General features: G+C 65.2%; 10 protein-coding genes. 5 read left to right on the top strand and 5 right to left on the bottom strand.

Annotation, left to right across the window (positions count from 1 at the left end; genetic code table 11):
• Positions 1 to 23: 23 nt before the first annotated feature.
• The 4 genes from CHB96_RS20075 to CHB96_RS20060 form a co-directional block, all read right to left on the bottom strand.
• A complete protein-coding gene (locus CHB96_RS20075) occupies positions 24 to 1931 on the bottom strand; it encodes a glycosyltransferase (protein ID WP_089249497.1) in 1908 nt (635 codons plus the stop codon).
• Entirely contained in the window at positions 1928 to 3115 is a 1188-nt protein-coding gene (gene glf, locus CHB96_RS20070) for a UDP-galactopyranose mutase (RefSeq protein ID WP_089249495.1), read from the bottom strand. Before glf ends, CHB96_RS20075 begins: the two co-directional genes overlap by 4 nt.
• A gap of 113 nt (positions 3116 to 3228) precedes the next feature.
• A complete protein-coding gene (gene cobF / locus CHB96_RS20065) occupies positions 3229 to 3963 on the bottom strand; it encodes a precorrin-6A synthase (deacetylating) (protein ID WP_089249602.1) in 735 nt (244 codons plus the stop codon).
• The gene (locus CHB96_RS20060; protein WP_089249493.1) at positions 3960 to 4703 is read right to left on the bottom strand and encodes a cobalt-precorrin-4/precorrin-4 C(11)-methyltransferase; all 744 of its coding nucleotides are present in this window, start codon (positions 4701 to 4703) and stop codon (positions 3960 to 3962) included. The genes cobF and CHB96_RS20060 overlap by 4 nt, the downstream gene beginning before the upstream one ends.
• A 230-nt stretch (positions 4704 to 4933) precedes the next feature.
• Between CHB96_RS20060 and CHB96_RS20055 the strand changes: the two genes are divergently transcribed.
• Positions 4934 to 7045 (top strand): N-acetylmuramoyl-L-alanine amidase, encoded by a 2112-nt coding sequence (locus CHB96_RS20055; protein WP_245865936.1) that lies wholly within the window; start codon positions 4934 to 4936, stop codon positions 7043 to 7045.
• 71 nt (positions 7046 to 7116) lie between these two features.
• On the opposite strand, the gene CHB96_RS20050 is transcribed toward CHB96_RS20055, so the two are convergent.
• Positions 7117 to 7953, bottom strand: coding sequence for an HAD family hydrolase (locus tag CHB96_RS20050; RefSeq protein ID WP_089249489.1), 837 nt, complete (start codon positions 7951 to 7953; stop codon positions 7117 to 7119).
• 116 nt (positions 7954 to 8069) lie between these two features.
• Here CHB96_RS20050 and CHB96_RS20045 point away from each other — a divergent pair, with 116 nt between their 5' ends.
• From CHB96_RS20045 to CHB96_RS20030, 4 genes are read left to right on the top strand one after another with little or no spacing between them, the layout of a single operon-like run.
• Positions 8070 to 16184: a non-ribosomal peptide synthetase gene (locus CHB96_RS20045; protein WP_089249487.1), complete on the top strand. Its 8115-nt coding sequence runs from the start codon at positions 8070 to 8072 to the stop codon at positions 16182 to 16184.
• An 11-nt stretch (positions 16185 to 16195) separates the two neighbouring features.
• On the top strand, positions 16196 to 17149 hold the full coding sequence (locus CHB96_RS20040; protein WP_089249485.1) for an ATP-binding cassette domain-containing protein: 954 nt from the start codon (positions 16196 to 16198) through the stop codon (positions 17147 to 17149).
• Positions 17146 to 17913, top strand: coding sequence for an ABC transporter permease (locus tag CHB96_RS20035; RefSeq protein WP_089249483.1), 768 nt, complete (start codon positions 17146 to 17148; stop codon positions 17911 to 17913). The genes CHB96_RS20040 and CHB96_RS20035 overlap by 4 nt, the downstream gene beginning before the upstream one ends.
• Positions 17910 to 18683: an ABC transporter permease gene (locus tag CHB96_RS20030; protein WP_089249481.1), complete on the top strand. Its 774-nt coding sequence runs from the start codon at positions 17910 to 17912 to the stop codon at positions 18681 to 18683. Before CHB96_RS20035 ends, CHB96_RS20030 begins: the two co-directional genes overlap by 4 nt.
• Positions 18684 to 18723: the final 40 nt, after the last annotated feature.

The raw sequence follows: 18723 nt of genomic DNA, 5'->3' as shown, positions 1-18723 counted from the left end.
CGGCGGCTGCCTCGCTCTGGTTCTTACGCCTCGTAACGAAAGACACGTTCCCAGGTTTCCTTACTGGTGAGGTGAGGGACGGCGTCGCGGTAGCGACCCTTCAGGTCGGGGAAGCGGCGGTAGAGCTCCGTCCGCAGCGCCATGGCTTCCTTGAACAAGGCCGCCGCCTTCTCGCGGTCACGCTGCCGGTAGACGACGCCTCGGCCGTCGGCAGTGGTGACGGTGACGCCGTCGACCTGCGACAGAAGGAACCAGCGTGCGTCGAGCGTCGGGACGTTGAGCTGCGGACGCTCGTGGTGACGCGTGTGCGCGGGCTTGACGTTGTGGATCAGGCCCTTGGCGAGGCGGCTGATCTTCGACAGCGGGTTCGTCGGCAGTCCGACGGCTCCCACTTCCTCACCCGAGGCGAGCGGCAGTTCCGTCGAGGATCCGACGACGACGGCATCCGGGTACGTCTTGCGCAGCGCGTGCACGTCACCGAGCGACGTCGGCAGGATGTCGAGGATGTGCTCGGGGCCTTCGAGGAAGTCGCGGATCGCCTTGTTCTGGATCGCGACGGTCGAGTATTCGAGGCACAGCAGGTGCTTGATCGTCGCCTTGACGGTGTCGAGGACGAGCCCTCGTCCGTTGCCCGGCATGTGCAGCGCCGCGACGACGAGACGGTTACGCAGGTGGAAGTACGCCTGCCAGTCGATGGCGTCGTCCTTGTCGCTCCACGCCATGTGCCAGATCGCCGCACCGGGGAGCGTGACCGTCGGGTAGCCGGCTTCCCTTGCGCGCAAACCGTATTCGGCGTCGTCCCACTTGATGAACAGTGGAAGCGGCTGACCGAGTTCCTCGGCGACGACGCGCGGGATCATGCACATCCACCAGCCGTTGTAGTCGACGTCGATGCGTCGGTGCAGCAGCTTGCTGGAGCGCAGTGGGTACTTGCTGAAATCGTGGTCGTATTCGACGTTCTGAGCGCCGGTCCACATGAAGTTGCCACGGTCGATCACTTCACCCATGACGTGAAGGTGACTGCGCGCCTGCAGGTTCAGCATCTGTCCGCCGACGAGCGTCGGGACCTTGGCGAACCTGGACATCGCGAGAGCACGAAGAATCGAGTCGGGCTCGATCTCGATGTCGTCGTCCATGAACAGAATGTGTTGGCACGCAGTGTTGTTCAGCGCCTCGTACATGATGCGGCTGTACCCGCCCGAGCCACCGAGGTTGGCCTGGTCGTGAATTGCGAGCCTGCCGCCGAGGGCAGCTGCCGCCGCGTCGAAACCGGGCTCGTCCTTGGCTTTTCGCGTGCCCTGATCCGGCATGATGACTGCCTCGATCACGTCCAGCACCAGCGGATCCGAGCCGAGGGCCTCGAGCGCCTTCACCGCGTCGGTGGGCCGGTTGAACGTCGGGATACCCACGGCCACAGTCGCTTCGCCCGGCGCCTCGATCGGCGCGTACCAACCCGCACTCTCGAGCACGACCTCGCTGTCGGAGGTGATGTCGAACCAGATCCAGCCACCGTCCTCGAACGGACCGAGGTCGACCGAGAACTCTTGTGTCGCATCGCTGTCGACGACCTCACGCCCCTCGACATGGATGCGCGAGCTGTCGGCCTTGGACCGGTAGACGTCGATGCGGCAGTGCCCGGAGACCTCCACGCGCAGCACGACGGACTTCAGGATGCTGTACCGCCGCCAGTAGCTCGCCGGGAACGCGTTGAAGTACGTGCAGAACGAGACCTCGGACTCGGCGCCGACGGTCAACGACGTACGCGAGAGCGAATGTGCCCGTCGCGCATTGGTCGTCGCTTCTTCGAGGTAGAGCGTGCGCACGTCGAGCGGCTCACCCGAGCGCGGCAGCAGAACCCGCTGCAGCAGCGACTTTCCGAGTACTTCGGCGACGTCGGCGGCACCGTCGTCGAGCAGATGCTTGGCTGTCATTTGTCCCCGTTCAACGCTGCGCCCGACTCGAAATGAGGTGCGAGCGTGTTGTCGTACATGTTCAGCGCGCTGGCGATGGCCATGTGCATGTCCAAGTACTGGTAGGTGCCGAGGCGCCCACCGAACAGCACACCGTTCTCGGCGGTTTCCTTCTTGGCGCGGTCCCGGTACGCCTCGAGCTTGGCGCGGTCGTCGGGGGTGTTGATCGGGTAGTACGGCTCGTCGCCGCTCTCGGCGAACCGCGAGAACTCGCGCATGACCACGGTCTTGTCGGTCGGGTACTCGCGCTCGGGGTGGAAGTGACGGAACTCGTGGATGCGAGTGAACGGGACGTCACCGTCGTTGTAGTTCATGACCGGCGTGCCCTGGAAGTCACCCGTCGGCAGCACCTCGGTCTCGAAATCGAGCGTGCGCCAACCGAGTTCACCCTCGGAGTAGTCGAAGTACGCATCGAGCGGGCCGGTGTAGACGATCGGTGCGTTCGGGCTCTCGGCCGTCAGCTCGGCACGCGCGTCGAACCAATCGGTGTTCAGACGGACGTCGATGAGGTCGCTGTCGGCCATCTTCTCCAGCCACGCGGTGTAGCCGTCGACCGGCAGTCCCTCGTATGTGTCGTTGAAGTAGCGGTTGTCGAAGTTGTAACGCACAGGGAGACGCGTGATGTTGCCAGCGGGCAGGTTCTTCGGGTCGGTCTGCCACTGCTTGGCGGTGTAGTCGCGGATGAACGCCTCGTACAGCGGACGGCCGATCAGCGAGATCGCCTTCTCCTCTAGGTTCTGCGCGTCCTTCGAATCGAACTCGCTGGACTGCTCGTCGATGAGAGCGCGCGCCTCGTCCGGCGAGTAGTACTTGCCGAAGAACTGCGAGATCAGACCGAGCCCCATCGGGAACTGGTACGACTGCCCGTTGTGAAGCGCGAACACGCGGTGCTGATAGTCGGTGAACTCGGTGAACTGGGTGACGTAGTCCCAGACCCGCTTGTTCGACGTGTGGAACAGGTGCGCGCCGTACTTGTGGATCTCGATGCCGGTCTCCGGCTCGGCCTCGGAGTACGCGTTGCCGCCGATGTGGTGGCGGCGGTCGAGCACGAGGACGCGCTTGCCCAGCTGGGACGCCGCACGCTCCGCCACGGTCAGGCCGAAGAAGCCGGATCCGACGACGATCAGGTCGTATCGGCCGGTCACGGAGGCATCTCGGTCAGAAGACGAAGGAGTTACAGCAGTCACGGGCAACCAGGGTATCCGACCTTTGCGGCTACGCCGCCCGTGCGTGCGTAGTTACCGCCCGACGTAACTCCTCACGCACGGGCGCGCAGCGCATACACATCCATGACCCAGCCGTGCTTCGCCTTCAGCTCGGCACGCACCTGCTCGATCTCCCCGATGCACTCGTCGAGCGGTCCGGACACCAACTTTTCATCGGCCGTTCCCAGGTTGGCCCCCCAATAGATGCTCCACCTACCCGTTCCGACGAGTTCGCGGCACGTCAGATGGCCGTCGAGCATGACGACGATGTTCTCGGCACCGGCGTCGACGTCTCCGAGCAACGCCCGACCCGTCGTGATCACGATCGGCCCGCCGATGCGATTCAGCACCAGCCTGTGGGCGGCTGCGAGCATCGACACACTGCTGATCCCCGGCGTGACGTCGAACTCGATACCCAGTCTCTCGACGACACGGATCGTGCTGTCGTACAGCGCTGGGTCTCCCCAGACCAGAAAACCGACCGTCGTGTCGGGATCGAGGCCTGCAAGGACTTCCTTGTATGCACCGGCCCTGGCGTCGTGCCAGTCCAGCACCGCGGTCCCGTAGTCCGCCGGCTTCCTGTCGCGCTCCGGATCCTTCACTTCGATCACGCGCGGCCGACCCGGCACGTGACGCCTGAGAATCTCGGCCCTGAACTCGGCCAGGTCGCCCACCGACGAGCCTTTGTCGGCGACGAGGAACACGTCGACCTCTCGGAGCTTGGCGACGGCCTGGACGGTGATCTGGTCGGGATGGCCCGCGCCGACGCCGACGAGGTGGATTTTCACGCGCGATCCCGGCACGCGTCGTACAGATGTGATTCGACGCCGGGAGCCCTACCCACCGCGGGCCCGACGAGGATGACGGCAGCCTGTTTCAATCCCGCGGCCTCGACCTGTCCGGCGATGTCGTCGAGCGTGCCCGTCAGTACGAGCTGGTCCGGTTTGCTGGCGTGAAATACGACGGCGGCAGGGCAGCCGGGTCCGTAATGGTCCTTCAGCTCGTCGGCCAGGACTCCGATTCGGGTGATCGCCAGATGCAGCACGAGCGTCGCGCCGGTCGCTGCGAAGTTCGAGAGCGCCTCGGCGTCGGGCATCGCTGTGGAGCGCGCCTGCGTGCGCGTGAGGACGACGGACTGCGTGACCTCGGGAACGGTCAGTTCGACGCGCAACGTCGCGGCTGCGGCGGCGTAAGCGGGCACGCCTGGCGTCACGTCCCACGGGACACCGGCGGAATCGAGCCGCGCCGACTGTTCGGCGAGCGCCGAGTAGAGAGATGGGTCACCCGAGCAGAGGCGCGCGACGTCCTGTCCACGTTCATGCGCTGCGACGAGTTCGGCGGTGATCGCGTCGAGGTCCATCCTCGCGGTGTCGACTTTCCTGACGTCGCTCGGACAGTGCGCGAGTATCGCGTCGTCGATGTACGTACCTGCGTAGACGCAGACCGGGCTCGTGCGTAGGTGCTCGACCGCGCGCAACGTCAGCAGGTCTGCGGCACCCGGCCCGGCGCCGATGAAGTGAACTGTCACGGGGCAAAAGCCTATGCGCCCGCTCCCGACGCGCCGCGTCACGATCGGATCCCAGCACTGGCTAACTCTCAAGCTAAGGTTTAGCCTTGTGTCTGCTGAGGTTGTTGTTACTCGTGTGACTTAGTTTAAGTCTCAATATTCACACAAGTAACAACAGCATCACATCTCACGGACATTGGATCTGAACGGAAGCAAAACGCGTCGCCAAGTCGCAGGATGCTTCGCGGTGGATGCCAGCACGATCGGCCGTCGACCGCACCCAACAACCAGGGAGAAACGCCTTGCACCGTCGAACGAAGCCGTCGATCGTTCTCGGCGCAGTCGCCTTGCTGGCCGTCGCGGGTCCCGTGACGGTGTACAGCGTCTCCGGCGACTCCGCGTCCACCGATGTTCGATCGGCCAACGAGACCACCCCTGTCACCGTGCCGACCAAGATCGTCGAGACAGCGCTGAACGCCGCACCGGACATCGTCGTTCCGCTGCAGGAACTGACGGGTCTACCTCTGCCGGACCTGCGGCTCTCCGATCTGAAGTACCTACCGTTGCCGGAGAACATCACCATCCCGCCGATTCCGGAAATCCCCGGCTTGACGGTTCCGGCACCCACCGGCCCGACGGCTCAGGCCCCGGTGCCCAGCCTCGAGCGTCACGATGCCGCGGCGCCTCTTGCGGACGATCCGGGCGCACCCCTGGGTGCCGTCGTCAAGGAATTGCGTCAGGACGACCCCTTCAGCATGGTGGCACTGACGTCGACGGCTCTCGACGGAGCTGTCGCCCAGGTCCGCCGCCAGCTCGACGACGGTTCGTGGGGCCCCTGGCTCGCGACCGAGCCGATCGACACCGCCGCGTCCGACGCAGCACCCGTACCGGACAAGAAGGGCACCGAGCCCATCTTCGTCGGCGCGACGAAAGCCGTTCAGCTGCTGCTGACTCCGCGCGCAGGCGACGCGGCAGCCGCAGCTCCCGCGCCCGAGATCGCGCCGGTTCCCGAGGTGGCTCCCGCTCCCGAAGCTCCCGCTCCTGAGGCTCCTGCTCCCGAGGCCCCTGCTCCCGAGGCTCTTGTTCCCCAGGCCGACCTCGGATACACGCCTGCTTCGGTCTCGAAGCCGTTGCGCCAGCAGGACATTCCCGTCGCCGACGCTCTGGCGGACATCAGCGCAGTGCTGATTCAGCCGGGAAGCTCGCCTGCGGACTCCGCGCTGTCCGACCTCGCGACCCCGGTCGCGGGCGACGCCGGACCGAAGGTCATCTCCCGAGCACAGTGGGGCGCCGACGAGTCGATCCGCTGCGCGAACCCCACGTACGACGACTTCCTCGGTGGCGCAACGGTTCACCACACCGCGGGCAGCAACGACTACTCGAAGAACGAGTCGGCCGAGATCGTGCGCGCGATCTACGCCTACCACGCACAGACGTTGGGCTGGTGCGACGTCGGCTACAACGTCCTCGTCGACAAGTACGGTCAGATCTTCGAAGGCCGTGCAGGCGGACTCGACAAGCCCGTGCAGGGCGCGCACGCCGGTGGCTTCAACGAGAACACCATGGGCATCGCGATGATGGGCGACTACACGTCCGAGTCGCCGTCGCAGGAGACCATCGACTCCGTCGGCAAGTTCCTCGGATGGCGTTTGGGCAAGGCAGGTCTCGACCCCAAGGGTGAGACGACGATGACGAGCGAAGGCACCAACTACACGTTCGTCGGCCGCGGCCAGAGCGTCGACCTGCCGGTCATCTTCGCGCACCGCGACGTCGGTAACACCGCATGCCCGGGCGACGGCGCCTACGCGAAGATGGATCAGATCCGTGACATCGCGGCGGCGAACCTCGGCGGCGGAAGCGTCGACACCGCACCTGCTCCGACCGAGGACACCCCGGAGCAGACACCGTCGTCACCCGGTACCGATGCGAGCAGCACTGTCGGACAGAACATTCCGGCACTGGTCGACGAGCTGGTGCGGCTGGCGAGCAGCAACCCCGTCGCGCAGAAGTGGCTCGAATCCGGCGGTGAAACAGGGTCGCTCGGAGTTCCCGTCAGCGGTCTCGTACAGGTCAAGGGCGGCGGCGAAGCTGCCTCGTTCACGAACGGCTCGATCTTCACTTCCCTTGCCGGACAGGCTGTTGCGGTGATCGGCAAGATCTTCGAGCAGTTCCTCGCGCTCGGCGGGGAGAACGGTGAGCTCGGTCTCCCGATGACCGACGAATACCGTGTGCCCGAAGGTCTGCGCACCGACTTCGAGAACGGGTCGCTGATCTTCAACGAACTCACCGGCGTCGTCACGACGGTCATCAAGACGTACAACGACACCTACGAGCAGGAAATGCAGAACGCTCCGGCTCCGTAAGGCGCTTCGCGCATGTGCACGAAAATACGTAGCCTGCTATGTATTTTCGTGCACGTGCGCCGAAGGCGCCGTCACCACCAACGTTCGAGGACCCGCGCGACGCCGTCGTCTGCGTTGGTCGTCGTGACCTCGTTCGCGACGGCCAGTGCCGCCGGGTGCGCGTTACCCATCGCCACCCCGAGCCCGGCCATCTCGAGCATCGGGACGTCGTTGGGCATGTCTCCGAACGCCGCGATGTCGGCGGACACGACACCGAGCCGTTCTGCCACGACCGCGAGTCCCGACGCCTTGGTGACTCCCGGCGCGGCGAGTTCGATCAGTCCGTTGCTCGTCGAGAAGGTGAGGTCGGCGCGGCCGTCGATCAGCGGTTCCAGTGCCGCGACCATCGACTCACTCGTCGCGCTGGACAGCCTGATCAATAGTTTCACCGCCGGGACGTCGAGAACCTCCGCCTGCGACACCTCGGTGTTGTCGGGATTCAACCAGGCGTGCTCGTATCCGGGTGAGCTGACGAACTGCGGGGTGGCGGCGTCGTGCGCGGTGGCTCCGACGCGTTCAGCGGCGAGGCCGCATCCGGGCAGGGCCGCGTAGGCGATATCTGCCAGCCAGTGCAGAGTCTCGCTCGACAGCGTTTGCGCGTCGAGGATGCGGTCGGTTCCGCTGTCGTAGACGACGGCACCGTTGGCGCACACACACATGGGCGCGTAGCCGAGCTGCTCGACGACCGGAGATATCCACCGCGGCGGCCGACCGGTGGACAGTACGAACGGCGTCCCCTCCCCGACCATGGCCAGCACTGCCCGGCGCGTGCGCTCGGTGACCTTCTCGTAGGGATCGAGGAGGGTTCCGTCGACGTCGCTGGCAACGAGACGGGGCTGGGTACGGCTGGTGTCAGGCATCGGGGCCATTCTGCCGTACCCGGAACGCCAGCCCACCCAGGGTGAAGAAACCGCCACCTCAGGGGGTGGGCCACCACCTCGAGGGTCCGTGTCGCCTACGGCTGATCGCGACGAGTGTTCTGTACATGGATTTCACCACTACAGAGGCACCGACCTTCCCCCTCTCCGCCGCGCAGCGTGGCATCTGGTTCGCACAACACCTCGCAGGCGACGTCCCGATTTCCATCGCACAATTCGTCGAGATCGACGGCAACCTCGACATCGAACGATTGACGGACGCCGCGAAGACCGCAGGCCGCGAGTTCGGCACCGGCTACCTACGCATCGTCGAGGTCGACGGCCACCCGATGCAGACCGTCGACCCGTCGACGCCCGAGACGATCCCGTACATCGACCTGCGGGAAGAGTCCGACCCGATCGCGGCCGCACGAGCATGGATGTACGACGAGTACTCCTCCCCCATCGATCCGACGCGCGATCGCCTCGTGAACATGGCCGTCTTACGCGTCGACGACGAGCAGTGCTTCTGGTACTCACGCATCCACCACATCGCCCTCGACGGGTACGGCGCGATGACGCTGCTGAAGCGTTGCGCGCAGCTCTACACCGAAGGCGCCGACGCACCCGCATCCAAGGCGGAGGACCTGAACATCCTGGTCGACGCCGATCAGCAGTACCGCGCGTCGGATCGTTTCGAGGCGGATCGCGCGTACTGGACCGAACACCTCGCGGGCCTGCCCGACCCGGTCAGCCTGGCCGGGCGCGCCGCTCCCGCAGGCGCGCACCCCAGACTGCATCGGGGTGAACTGACACCGTCGATGTCGGAGCGTCTCGAATCCGTTGCGATGCAGTTGGAATCGAGCGTCGCACCGGTCGTCGTCGCAGCCTTCGGAGCTTATCTTGCACGCGCAACGGACAGCACCGAAGTCACCCTGAGCCTTCCGGTCTCCGCTCGCACGACCGCCGCGTTGCGACGCTCCGGCGGCATGATGGCCAACGTCGTCCCGTTGCGTCTGCGATTGGGCGCCGACACGTCGGTCGCTGATCTCGTGCGCGACGCGCAACTCGAACTGACAGGAGCGTTGCGACGCCAGCGCTACCGCCAGGAGGACATCGCCCGTGACTTGGGCAACCCGGCGGGGTTCGGTCCGTCGGTCAACATGATGATGTTCGACACCCGAATCATGTTGGGCGAGTTCACCGGACGCCTCCACGTCCTGACGTCGGGCATGATCGACGACCTGTTCGTCAACATCTATCCTGGTGTCGGCGGTGAAAGTATGCACATCGACTTTCAGGGCAACCGTGAGTTGTACACCGACGACGACCTCGCTCGTCATCACAGCGCATTCCTCGCATTCCTGGAACGTTTCCTCTCCGCGCCTTCCGCATCGATCATCGGAATCCCGATGACCGATGACGACGACATGCACAGCGGCGCCGAACCCGTTGCGGTCCGGCTCTTTCCAGAGATTCTCGACGACGCGGTACGCCGCCGTCCCGATGGCATAGCCATCGCCTCGGGCGAGGAGTTGACCTACAGGGAACTGGACGAGCGGTCCAACAGGCTCGCACGCTCGTTGATCGCACGCGGAGCCCGAACCGAAACCACTGTGGCCGTCCGGATTCCGAGATCGCACGAGTCGATTCTCGCGATGTGGGCCGTCGTCAAGACCGGAGCCGCCTTCGTCCCCGTCGACCCGACGTACCCGCAGGAGCGGATCGACTACCTTCTGGACGACTCCCACGCATCTCTGGTCGTCGACGACATCCCCGATAGCGGCGAGTTCTCGTCCGAGCCGATCACCGACGCCGACCGCCACGCGTCGATCGATCCCGACAACGCCGCGTACATCATCTACACGTCGGGGTCGACGGGGAAGCCGAAGGGTGTCGTCGTCACGCATGGCGGGCTCGCCGATCTGGTCGACGACGGTATCGCCCGACTCCAGTTGACCGAGCATTCTCGCGTCACGCACGGCTACTCACCGAGTTTCGACGCGTCCCTGTCGGAACTGCTGCTGCCGTTCGGCGCGGCTGCGACGGTGGTCGTCGTACCTCCCGGTTCCTACGGCGGCAGCGAACTGGCCGACCATCTGACGAGGCACCGGGTCACCCATATCGACGTCACCCCAGCGGTTCTCGGCACGCTCGACCCCACCGCACTTCCCGATCTGACCCATGTAATCGTCGGTGGCGACGCCTGCCCGTCGGAGCTTCGCGCCCGGTGGGCAGGCGACCGGCAGATGATCAACGGGTACGGCCCGACCGAGATGACGGTGACGTCCACCTACAGCTCACCGATGAGCGTCGATGGGCCTGTCACGATCGGCGGCCCGATCAGTGGAACGTCGGTCGTGATTCTCGACCGTTGGTTGCGACCGGTACCCGAAGGCAGCATCGGCGAGCTGTACCTGGCAGGCGACGCGATGGCACGGGGGTACCACGAGCGACCGGCCATCACATCCTCCCGCTTCGTCGCGAGCCCGCACTTTCCCGGTGAACGCCTCTACCGCACAGGCGATCTCGTGCAGTGGAACTCGGACGGGCAGCTCGAATACTCGGGCCGGAGTGACTTCCAGGTCAAGATCCGCGGTTTCCGCATCGAACTGACCGAGATCGACGCGGCCATCGCTGCCGCGTCGGACACCGTGTTCGTCATGACCATCGGCCACCGAACAGAGTCCGGTGCAACAGTTCTCGTGTCCTATGTCAAGGGTGACGTCGACGTCGACGATCTCACCGCACACCTGTCCACCGTCTTGCCCGCCTACATGGTGCCGTCGTCGATCATGGTGATAGACGACGTGCCGTTGACGCCCGTGGGCAAGGTCGACCGCCGCGCGCTGCCGGATCCGGTGTTCGTAGCGGCAACATCGTTCCGCGCACCGTCCACCGAGAAGGAAATCGCGGTCGCGGCATTGTTCGCAGATGTCCTCGGTGCCCCATCCGTCGGGGCCGACGACAGCTTCTTCGCACTCGGCGGCGACAGCATCGTGTCGATCCAGTTGGTGGCCCGCGCCAAGGCGGCGGGTCTGACCTTCACAGCGCGCGACGTCTTCGAGCGCAAGACCGTTGCGGCACTGGCAGAGGTTGCAAGCGACGTTCCGGCCGCAGTGGTTCTCGCCGAGTTCACGGGCGGTGGCGTCGGGGAAGTTCCGTTCACTCCCGTCGCCGCGGACATCGTTCAGGCAGGCCACTTCAGGACCTACAGCCAGGCAGTAGAGATCACTCTTCCCGACGACATTTCCGACGACGCGCTGATCGCCGCCGCCGCAACGCTGATCGACCATCACGACGCCCTGCGATCCCGCGTCACCGATGTACACGACATCATGCCGGTCGGATCGGTCGATGCCGCAGACGCTTTCACGAGGGGAGAACTCGCCGACGGCGCGGACCGTCTGGACCCCGCGACGGGCAGAGTCATCCAGCTCGCCCGTACCGGCACTTCCCTGTGGATCGTGTTGCACCACATCGCCGTCGATGGCGTGTCGTGGCGAATCCTGTTGCCGGACTTCGCAGCTGCGGTGATGGGCGAGTCACTCGAACCCGTCGGGACGTCGATGCGCCGGTGGGCCCACGGGCTCGCCGAGAATGCTGCACATCGCGTCGACGAGCTGCCGCTGTGGACCTCGATCGTTGCGAACGACGACCCTCGGTTGTCCCATCGTGATCTCGACCCGTCGATCGACACAGTCTCGACCCGCAAGGATTCCGTCGTGACCGTTCCTGCCACGATCACGGACACCGTTCTCGGCACCGTGGCAGATCGCTTTCGCTGCGGCCCCAACGACGTGATGCTGACGGCACTGTCCCTCGCGATTGCTCGGTGGCGTTCACGAACCACCAGCGTCGTCACGCTCGAAGGCCACGGCCGTGAAGAGCAGGCCGTGCCCGGTGCGGATCTGTCTCGGACTGTCGGCTGGTTCACGACGGTGTTCCCGGTGGCATTCGACCTCCACGGTATCGACATCGACGACGCGTTCGCCGCTGGTCCTGCCGCGGGGACTGCGTTGAAGTCCGTGAAGGAGCGACTGGCGGTGATCCCCGATCACGGGATCGGCTACGGCATGCTGCGTCATCTGGGCGGCGTCACCGATATCGCAGTCAACCCGCAGGTGTCGTTCAACTATCTGGGACGAGTGCAGACCGCCGCCGACTCCCCCTTCATGCCCGCGCGCTTCGCATCCCATGCCGACCCGCAGATGCCTTTGCCTGCCGCGATCGACATCAACGTCGTTGCCGAGCACAGTGGTTCGGACACCGAACTGGTGGCGACGTTCTCGTACGCGTCGGGGATGTTCGACGACGTCGACGACCTCGCAGGAGCCTGGGTCGATGCTCTGAAGTCGCTCGCGGCGCATGCAGAGATGGAGACCGTCACGCGCCATACGCCGTCGGACTTCGCACTGATACCGACCACTCAGCCCGAGATCGATTCGTGGGAAACGGAATTCCCGGCACTGACCGATGTCTGGCCGCTGTCTCCGCTGCAGGAGGGCCTGCTGTTCCACGCGATGTTCGACGCGGAAGGCCCTGACAGCTACATCGTTCAGTCCGTTCTGACCCTGGCGGGCGACGTCGACGCCGCACGCCTGCACGACGCAGCACAGGCACTCGTCGACCGACACGAGAATCTGAGAGTCGCTTTCCGTGAGCAGGATTCGGGACCCCGCCAGATCGTGCTGGATCAGCTGGACGTCGGTTGGTCGGAAACCGACCTTCGAGCCGGCGGCGACGTCGAACGAATTCTGCGGCACGATCAGGCCACTCGATTCGACATGGCGAACCCACCGCTGATTCGCTTTCATCTGATTCGCACATCGGACGACGGTTACCGCCTGTTGATGACCAACCACCACATTCTGCTCGACGGATGGTCCACACCGCTGCTGGTCCAGGAGCTGCTGACGCTCTATGCGGCCTTGGACGGCATAGCCTCGCTGGCCCCTGCACGCTCCTACCGCGAGTACCTGGCATGGCTGGCGAAACAGGACCGCGGGGCGTCACGTCTGGCCTGGCAAGACGCCCTGGCAGGCGTCAGCGAGCCGACCCTCGTCTCGTCGTCCGACCACCTCGGCGACAGTGCTGCGGGTGAACACTCCCGGGCACTGGGCGCGGAGGTCACGACGGCGCTGCACGGCCTGGCCCGGACGCACGGCATCACGATCAACACCGCCATACAGACGGCGTGGGCGATGATGCTGTCATCGCTGACGGGACGGACAGACGTCGTCTTCGGCGGCACGGTGTCCGGCCGCCCCCCGGTTCTGCCCGGTGTCGAGCAGATGGTCGGGCTGTTCATCAACACGGTGCCGGTCAGGGTCGCTCTCGATCCACGAGAAACGTTTGTCGAGTTGATGTCTCGTGTACAGGACGAGCAGTCGAGGCTGCTCGACCACCAGTACATCGGGTTGAGCGAAATCCACGAGGTCGCCGGACTGCCCGAGATGTTCGACACGATGACGGTGTTCGAGTCGTACCCGGTCGACCGCGCTGCGCTCGCCCAGTCGCTCGACCTGCCCGGTATGCGTGTGCTCGACGCCGAGGGTACCGATGCGACGCCGTACCCGTTGTCGCTGTTGATCATTCCTGGCGACTCGATGCAGATCACGCTCAAGTATCTGGAGGGTGCCGTCGCCGATACCGACGGACTACTCGACCGGTACGTCGAGCTGCTGTCGCGGATCGCGGCCGAACCCGACGCCCGAGTCAACGCCTCCCGCAGAATCGAATCCATCCACGGCGAATCGGAGTGTGCACCGCGTACGTTCGCATCGATACTCGCCGATACCACCGCGTCGCACCCCGATCGCGTCGCCGTCAGCTCCCAAGGCACGGACGTCACCTATCGCGAGCTCGACGAGCGGTCGAATGCGTTGGCACGCAGACTGGTCCAGCACGGCGCCCGCCCGGAATCGTTCGTCGCACTGGCGATCCCACGTTCGATCGAGTCGGTCGTCGCGATGTGGGCAGTCGTCAAGACCGGAGCTGCGTTCGTCCCCGTCGATCCGACGCTGCCGCCGGAGCGTATCGAGCGCATGCTCGACGACTGCGGCGCCCGTCTCGGCATCATGCTCGACGACCGGATCCCTACCTTCAACGCACCGATGGTCTGGTTCGATGCGTCGGACACCGCGGGGGACGTGACGGAACTGGCTATCCCTGCACCGCACATCGACAACCTGGCCTACATGATCTTCACGTCTGGGTCGACGGGTACTCCCAAAGCCGTTGCGGTGTCACATCGTGGGCTCGCGAACTTCGCCGAGTCGCAGCGAGAGGAGTTCGGCCTCGACTGCGAATCGCGTGTGCTGCATGTCGCATCGCCCAGCTTCGACGCGTCGATCTCGGAGTCGCTCATGGCATTCTCGCACGGCGGAACGCTCGTGGTGGCCCCGCCGACGACGGCGGCAGGTGACGAACTTGCCGAATTGCTGAGACGCGACCATGTCACGCACATGGTCATCACACCGGCAGCACTTGCCACCGTCGATCCAATCGACAGCGTGCGTGTGTTGGCGGTCGCGGGCGAGGCACCGAGCCGCGATGTCGTCGAACGGTGGTCTGTAGGCCGGATCATGCTCAATCACTACGGGCCGACCGAGTTCACCATCTGGGCAACGGGTTCCACTCCGCTGCACAAGGCAGTCGACATCGGCCGTCCGATCCGCGGCGCGTCGATGCTGGTCCTGGACAGCTGGCTGCGACCGGTTCCCGACGGTAGTGCCGGCGAGCTGTACCTGGCGGGCCCGGCCGTTGCACGGGGCTATCAGAACCGGCAGGACCTGACGTCGACGCGGTTCGTCGCTCACCCGAGCGATCCTGGTGCACGCATGTACCGCACCGGTGACGTCGTTCGGTGGGACGGTAACAGGCTTCACTACCAGTCTCGTGCAGATTTCCAGGTGAAGATTCGGGGCTTTCGCGTCGAACTCGGGGAGGTCGACGCGACGTTCACCGAGCGTTCCGACGTCGAGTTCGCGGTGACGATCGGCGCTGAAGGTCCAGCAGGAGCAACGGTTCTGGTGTCGTACGTCCTCGCGGCAGACGGAACCAGCGTGGAGCCAGACGTGTTGCGCCGGCATGCTTCCGAGCGACTGCCCGGATACATGGTGCCGACCGTCGTCCAGGTCCTCGACGAGATTCCGCTGACACCGGTCGGCAAACTCGACACTGCGGCACTGCCGAAGCCTGACTTCGCATCTCGACGCCGGATGTACCGCGCCCCACGTACGCCGGTGGAAGAATTGGTCGTCGAGGCGTTCGCGGACGTGCTCGAAGTCCAGGATGTCGGCATCGACGACTCCTTCTTCGACCTCGGTGGCAACTCGCTGGTCGCGACCCGAGTCGTCACGCGCGTCAACGCAGGACTGCAGTCGCCGGTGTCGCTGAGAGATCTGTTCGAATCCCCGACAGCAGCAAGCCTGTCCGCGAGGATCGGCCGGGGAGACATCGGGTCTCAGGCATCGCCGTTCGACACCGTGGTCCCACTGCGCAACGGCGGTACCGAAGCACCGCTGTTCTGCATCCACCCCGCATCCGGATTGGCATGGAGTTACGCCGGGCTCGCTGCAGCGCTGGGGACCGAACGCAGCATCTACGGACTCCAGGCGCCCGAACTGGCCGGCGGGACAGGGGCATCGACTCTCGACGATGCCATCGACACCTACCTCGCCCGGATCCGCGCCGTACAGCCGGAGGGCCCGTACAACCTGCTCGGCTGGTCGTACGGCGGCTTCGTCGCACACGGAGTCGCAGCACGACTGCAGGCGATGGGCGAGGAGGTGTCGCTCCTGGCGATGCTCGACTCCGACGTCGACGCGTGCGAGGTCGAACCTCCGAAGCCGCTGACCACCGGTGAATTCTTCGGCGAGTTCGCACCGGTCCTCGGCATCGACGGCGTCACCGACTCCATCACCTCCGATCAAGCGGCACAGCGGATTCGGAGCGCGGTGAGCGTGGATGTCGATGCATCGGACGTCGACCGGCTCGCGGACTCGTACAACAGTGCACTGCGACTGTTGACGGGTTACCGCCCACCGGTGTTCGACGGTGACGTCCTGTTCTTCAACGCACGCGAGTCCCGCGCCGCCGACACGTGGGCGAACTTCGTCACCGGCCGCATCGACGACCGTACCGTCGATGCCGCCCACGACGACATGCTCGATTCCGCTGTTCTGCAGCAGATTTCAACTCCGCTGATCGACCACTTCACGTACCCACTCGCACCCTGAAACGGAGAGACATGAAATCGATCGAAGTATCCGGACTACGCAAGTCCTACGGCCCCGTCCACGCCCTGCGCGGCATCGACTTCACAGCCGAACGCGGCGAGGTGTTGGCCGTCCTCGGCCCCAACGGCGCAGGCAAGACGACGACCGTCGGTGTTCTCGCCACCCTCGTCACCCCGGACAGCGGAACCGCACGGGTTGCAGGCCACGATGTGGTCACCGACCCGGCAGGCGTACGAGCATCCATCATGCTGACCGGACAGCATGCGACACTCGACGAAACCCTCAGCGGCTACGAGAATCTCGTGATGTTCGCTCGACTCATGGGCCTACGCAAGCGGGCAGCGGCACGTCGCGCCGACGAGCTGCTCGACGAGTTCGACCTCACCCACGCCGCAGGCCGACGGGTAGGCCGATACTCCGGTGGGATGCGTCGTCGCATCGACATCGCGTGTGGACTCGTCGTCCCTCCCGAGGTGGTGTTCCTCGACGAGCCGACCACCGGTCTCGACCCACGAAGCCGCCAAGCGGTGTGGGACCTGGTCGCCGGATTCTCCGATCAGGGCATCACCACTCTGCTGACGACGCAGTACCTCGAGGAGGCAGATGTGTTGAGCGACAGAATCGTTGTCGTCGATCACGGAACCGTCGTCGCCGAGGGGACGTCCGCTGAATTGAAGGCACGCACGGGCGGCAGCTTCTGCGAGGTGGTCCCGCTGCATCCGGACGTCCTGCCCTCCGTCGCCGCCGTTCTTCGACCGATGTTTCCCGACGGTTTCCTGCTCGACCCGTCGTCCGATCGGGTGTCGGTCCCCGCACCCGACGGAGCCAGGACGCTGACCGAGGTTCTCCACCGGATCGACTCCGCTGGAATCGAACTCGTCGACATCGCACTGCGCCGCCCTTCGCTCGACGAGGTCTTCCTCGCTCTCACGGGCACACCTGCCGACGAGAAGGTCGCGTCGTGACCGCGCCGTCTTCGGTCCAGTGGTGGGTGCTGACGTCGCGCACACTCCGAACGTCGGTGCGCGCCGGTGAACTCGTCACCGCGCTGATCGCCCCTGTCGTGTTCACGATCGGCTTCTATCTGCCTCTGCAGAAGGTGATTTCGCTGTTCGGCAACGGCGTCGCCGATTTCGGGCAGTTCCTGATGCCACTGATCGCGTTGCAGGCCATAGCATTCACCGCGATCTCCGCTGCGTTCCTCGCCGCCACCGACGCAGTGGACGGCATCAACACGCGTTTCGCGTCGATGCCGGTGGCACCGTCGGTTCCGTTCACCGCACGCGTCGCAACCGGGTTGCTGAAGTGTGCCGTGTCGTCGGCGGCGGCGCTCGGATGCGGCTACGTGATCGGGTTTCGGTTCTCCGGCAGCGCGATTCAGACCGCATGCTTCTTCGGGTTCGTCGCCGTCATCGCCGTCGCACTCATCATCGGCGCCGACATGATCGGCACGACGTCCAAGAGCCCCGAGGCCACGACGCAGATCCTGATCGTTCCGCAGCTGATCCTTGGCATGCTGTCGAGCGGTTTCGCGCCGCTCGACCAGTTCCCGGAGTGGGTTCAGCCGTTCGTCCGCAACCAACCCATCTCGCAGTTCACGACGGCACTGCGCGGCCTCGCCGACGGGACCGCCACCGGTTCGTCGCTCTACCCGGCCGTGTTGTGGCTCGTCGGCATGTTGCTGCTATTCGTCCCCCTGTCCCTACGCGTGAATACGAGGCGCCCATGAGCGAGAACGCCACCTCCGTACTCGTCCCCCAGACCCTTCTGCAGAGCAAGCGGCTGCTGCTGCACCTCGTGCGTGATCCGATGACGCTGATGCAGTCCATCCTGTACCCGGCCATCATGCTGGTGATTCTCACCATCGTTCTGGGACAGCAGGTTTCCGCATTCTCCGGACACAGCTCGCTGTACGGCACGGTTCCGATGACGGCGCTGTTGTCTGCCATGCTCGGGTCCGTCGCCGGTGCAGTGAGGCTCGGAAGAGAATGGGACGCAGGAATTCTCGCGCGATTCTGGGTGCTGCCGATCCACCGGGCGTCGTCACTGGCGGGCCGAGTGACCGCCGAGGCCGCACGGATCCTCGTGACGACAACCGTCATCGTCGTCGTCGGCCTCCTTCTGGGTTTCCACTGTCACGGATCATGGGCGCTGCTGTTCGCCATCCCCCTCGTCTACGGCATGGCGTTCGCGACCGCTGTCATGGCCGCGTCGTTCAGCCTCGGTAAGACGGCCCTCGTCGAAACCGTGTCGCTGTTCTGCTCGCTGTCGATGTTCCTGAGTCCGGGGTTCGTGCCGCTCGCGGCGTATCCGACCTGGATCCAGCCGCTCGTCGAGTACCAGCCGATGAGTTGCGCGATCGAGGCGATGCAGGCAGTGGCGCTCGGCGAACCCAGCGGGGCCGCGCTGGCACGTGCCGGGCTCTGGTCGCTGGGGATCTTCGCTGTCGCCGTGGTCCCGGCCTACCGAGGACTACGACGGGCAACTCAGCCGCGTTAGCATCCCGTTCCACCTGCGTTCTCAGGAATCGTCCGTACAC

The sequence above is a fragment of the Rhodococcoides kyotonense genome, from assembly GCF_900188125.1.
Classification (GTDB): Bacteria; Actinomycetota; Actinomycetes; order Mycobacteriales; family Mycobacteriaceae; genus Rhodococcoides; species Rhodococcoides kyotonense.
This window is presented reverse-complemented; position numbering and strand designations above follow the sequence as displayed.

Bases quoted from the DNA above. Each gene is read 5' to 3' on its own strand.
- CHB96_RS20075 (WP_089249497.1), bottom strand. From the start codon at position 1,931: ATGACAGCCAAGCATCTGCTCGACGACGGTGCCGCCGACGTCGCCGAA.
- CHB96_RS20055 (WP_245865936.1), top strand. From the start codon at position 4,934: ATGCCAGCACGATCGGCCGTCGACCGCACCCAACAACCAGGGAGAAAC.
- CHB96_RS20050 (WP_089249489.1), bottom strand. From the start codon at position 7,953: ATGGCCCCGATGCCTGACACCAGCCGTACCCAGCCCCGTCTCGTTGCC.
- CHB96_RS20045 (WP_089249487.1), top strand. From the start codon at position 8,070: ATGGATTTCACCACTACAGAGGCACCGACCTTCCCCCTCTCCGCCGCG.
- CHB96_RS20040 (WP_089249485.1), top strand. From the start codon at position 16,196: ATGAAATCGATCGAAGTATCCGGACTACGCAAGTCCTACGGCCCCGTC.
- CHB96_RS20030 (WP_089249481.1), top strand. From the start codon at position 17,910: ATGAGCGAGAACGCCACCTCCGTACTCGTCCCCCAGACCCTTCTGCAG.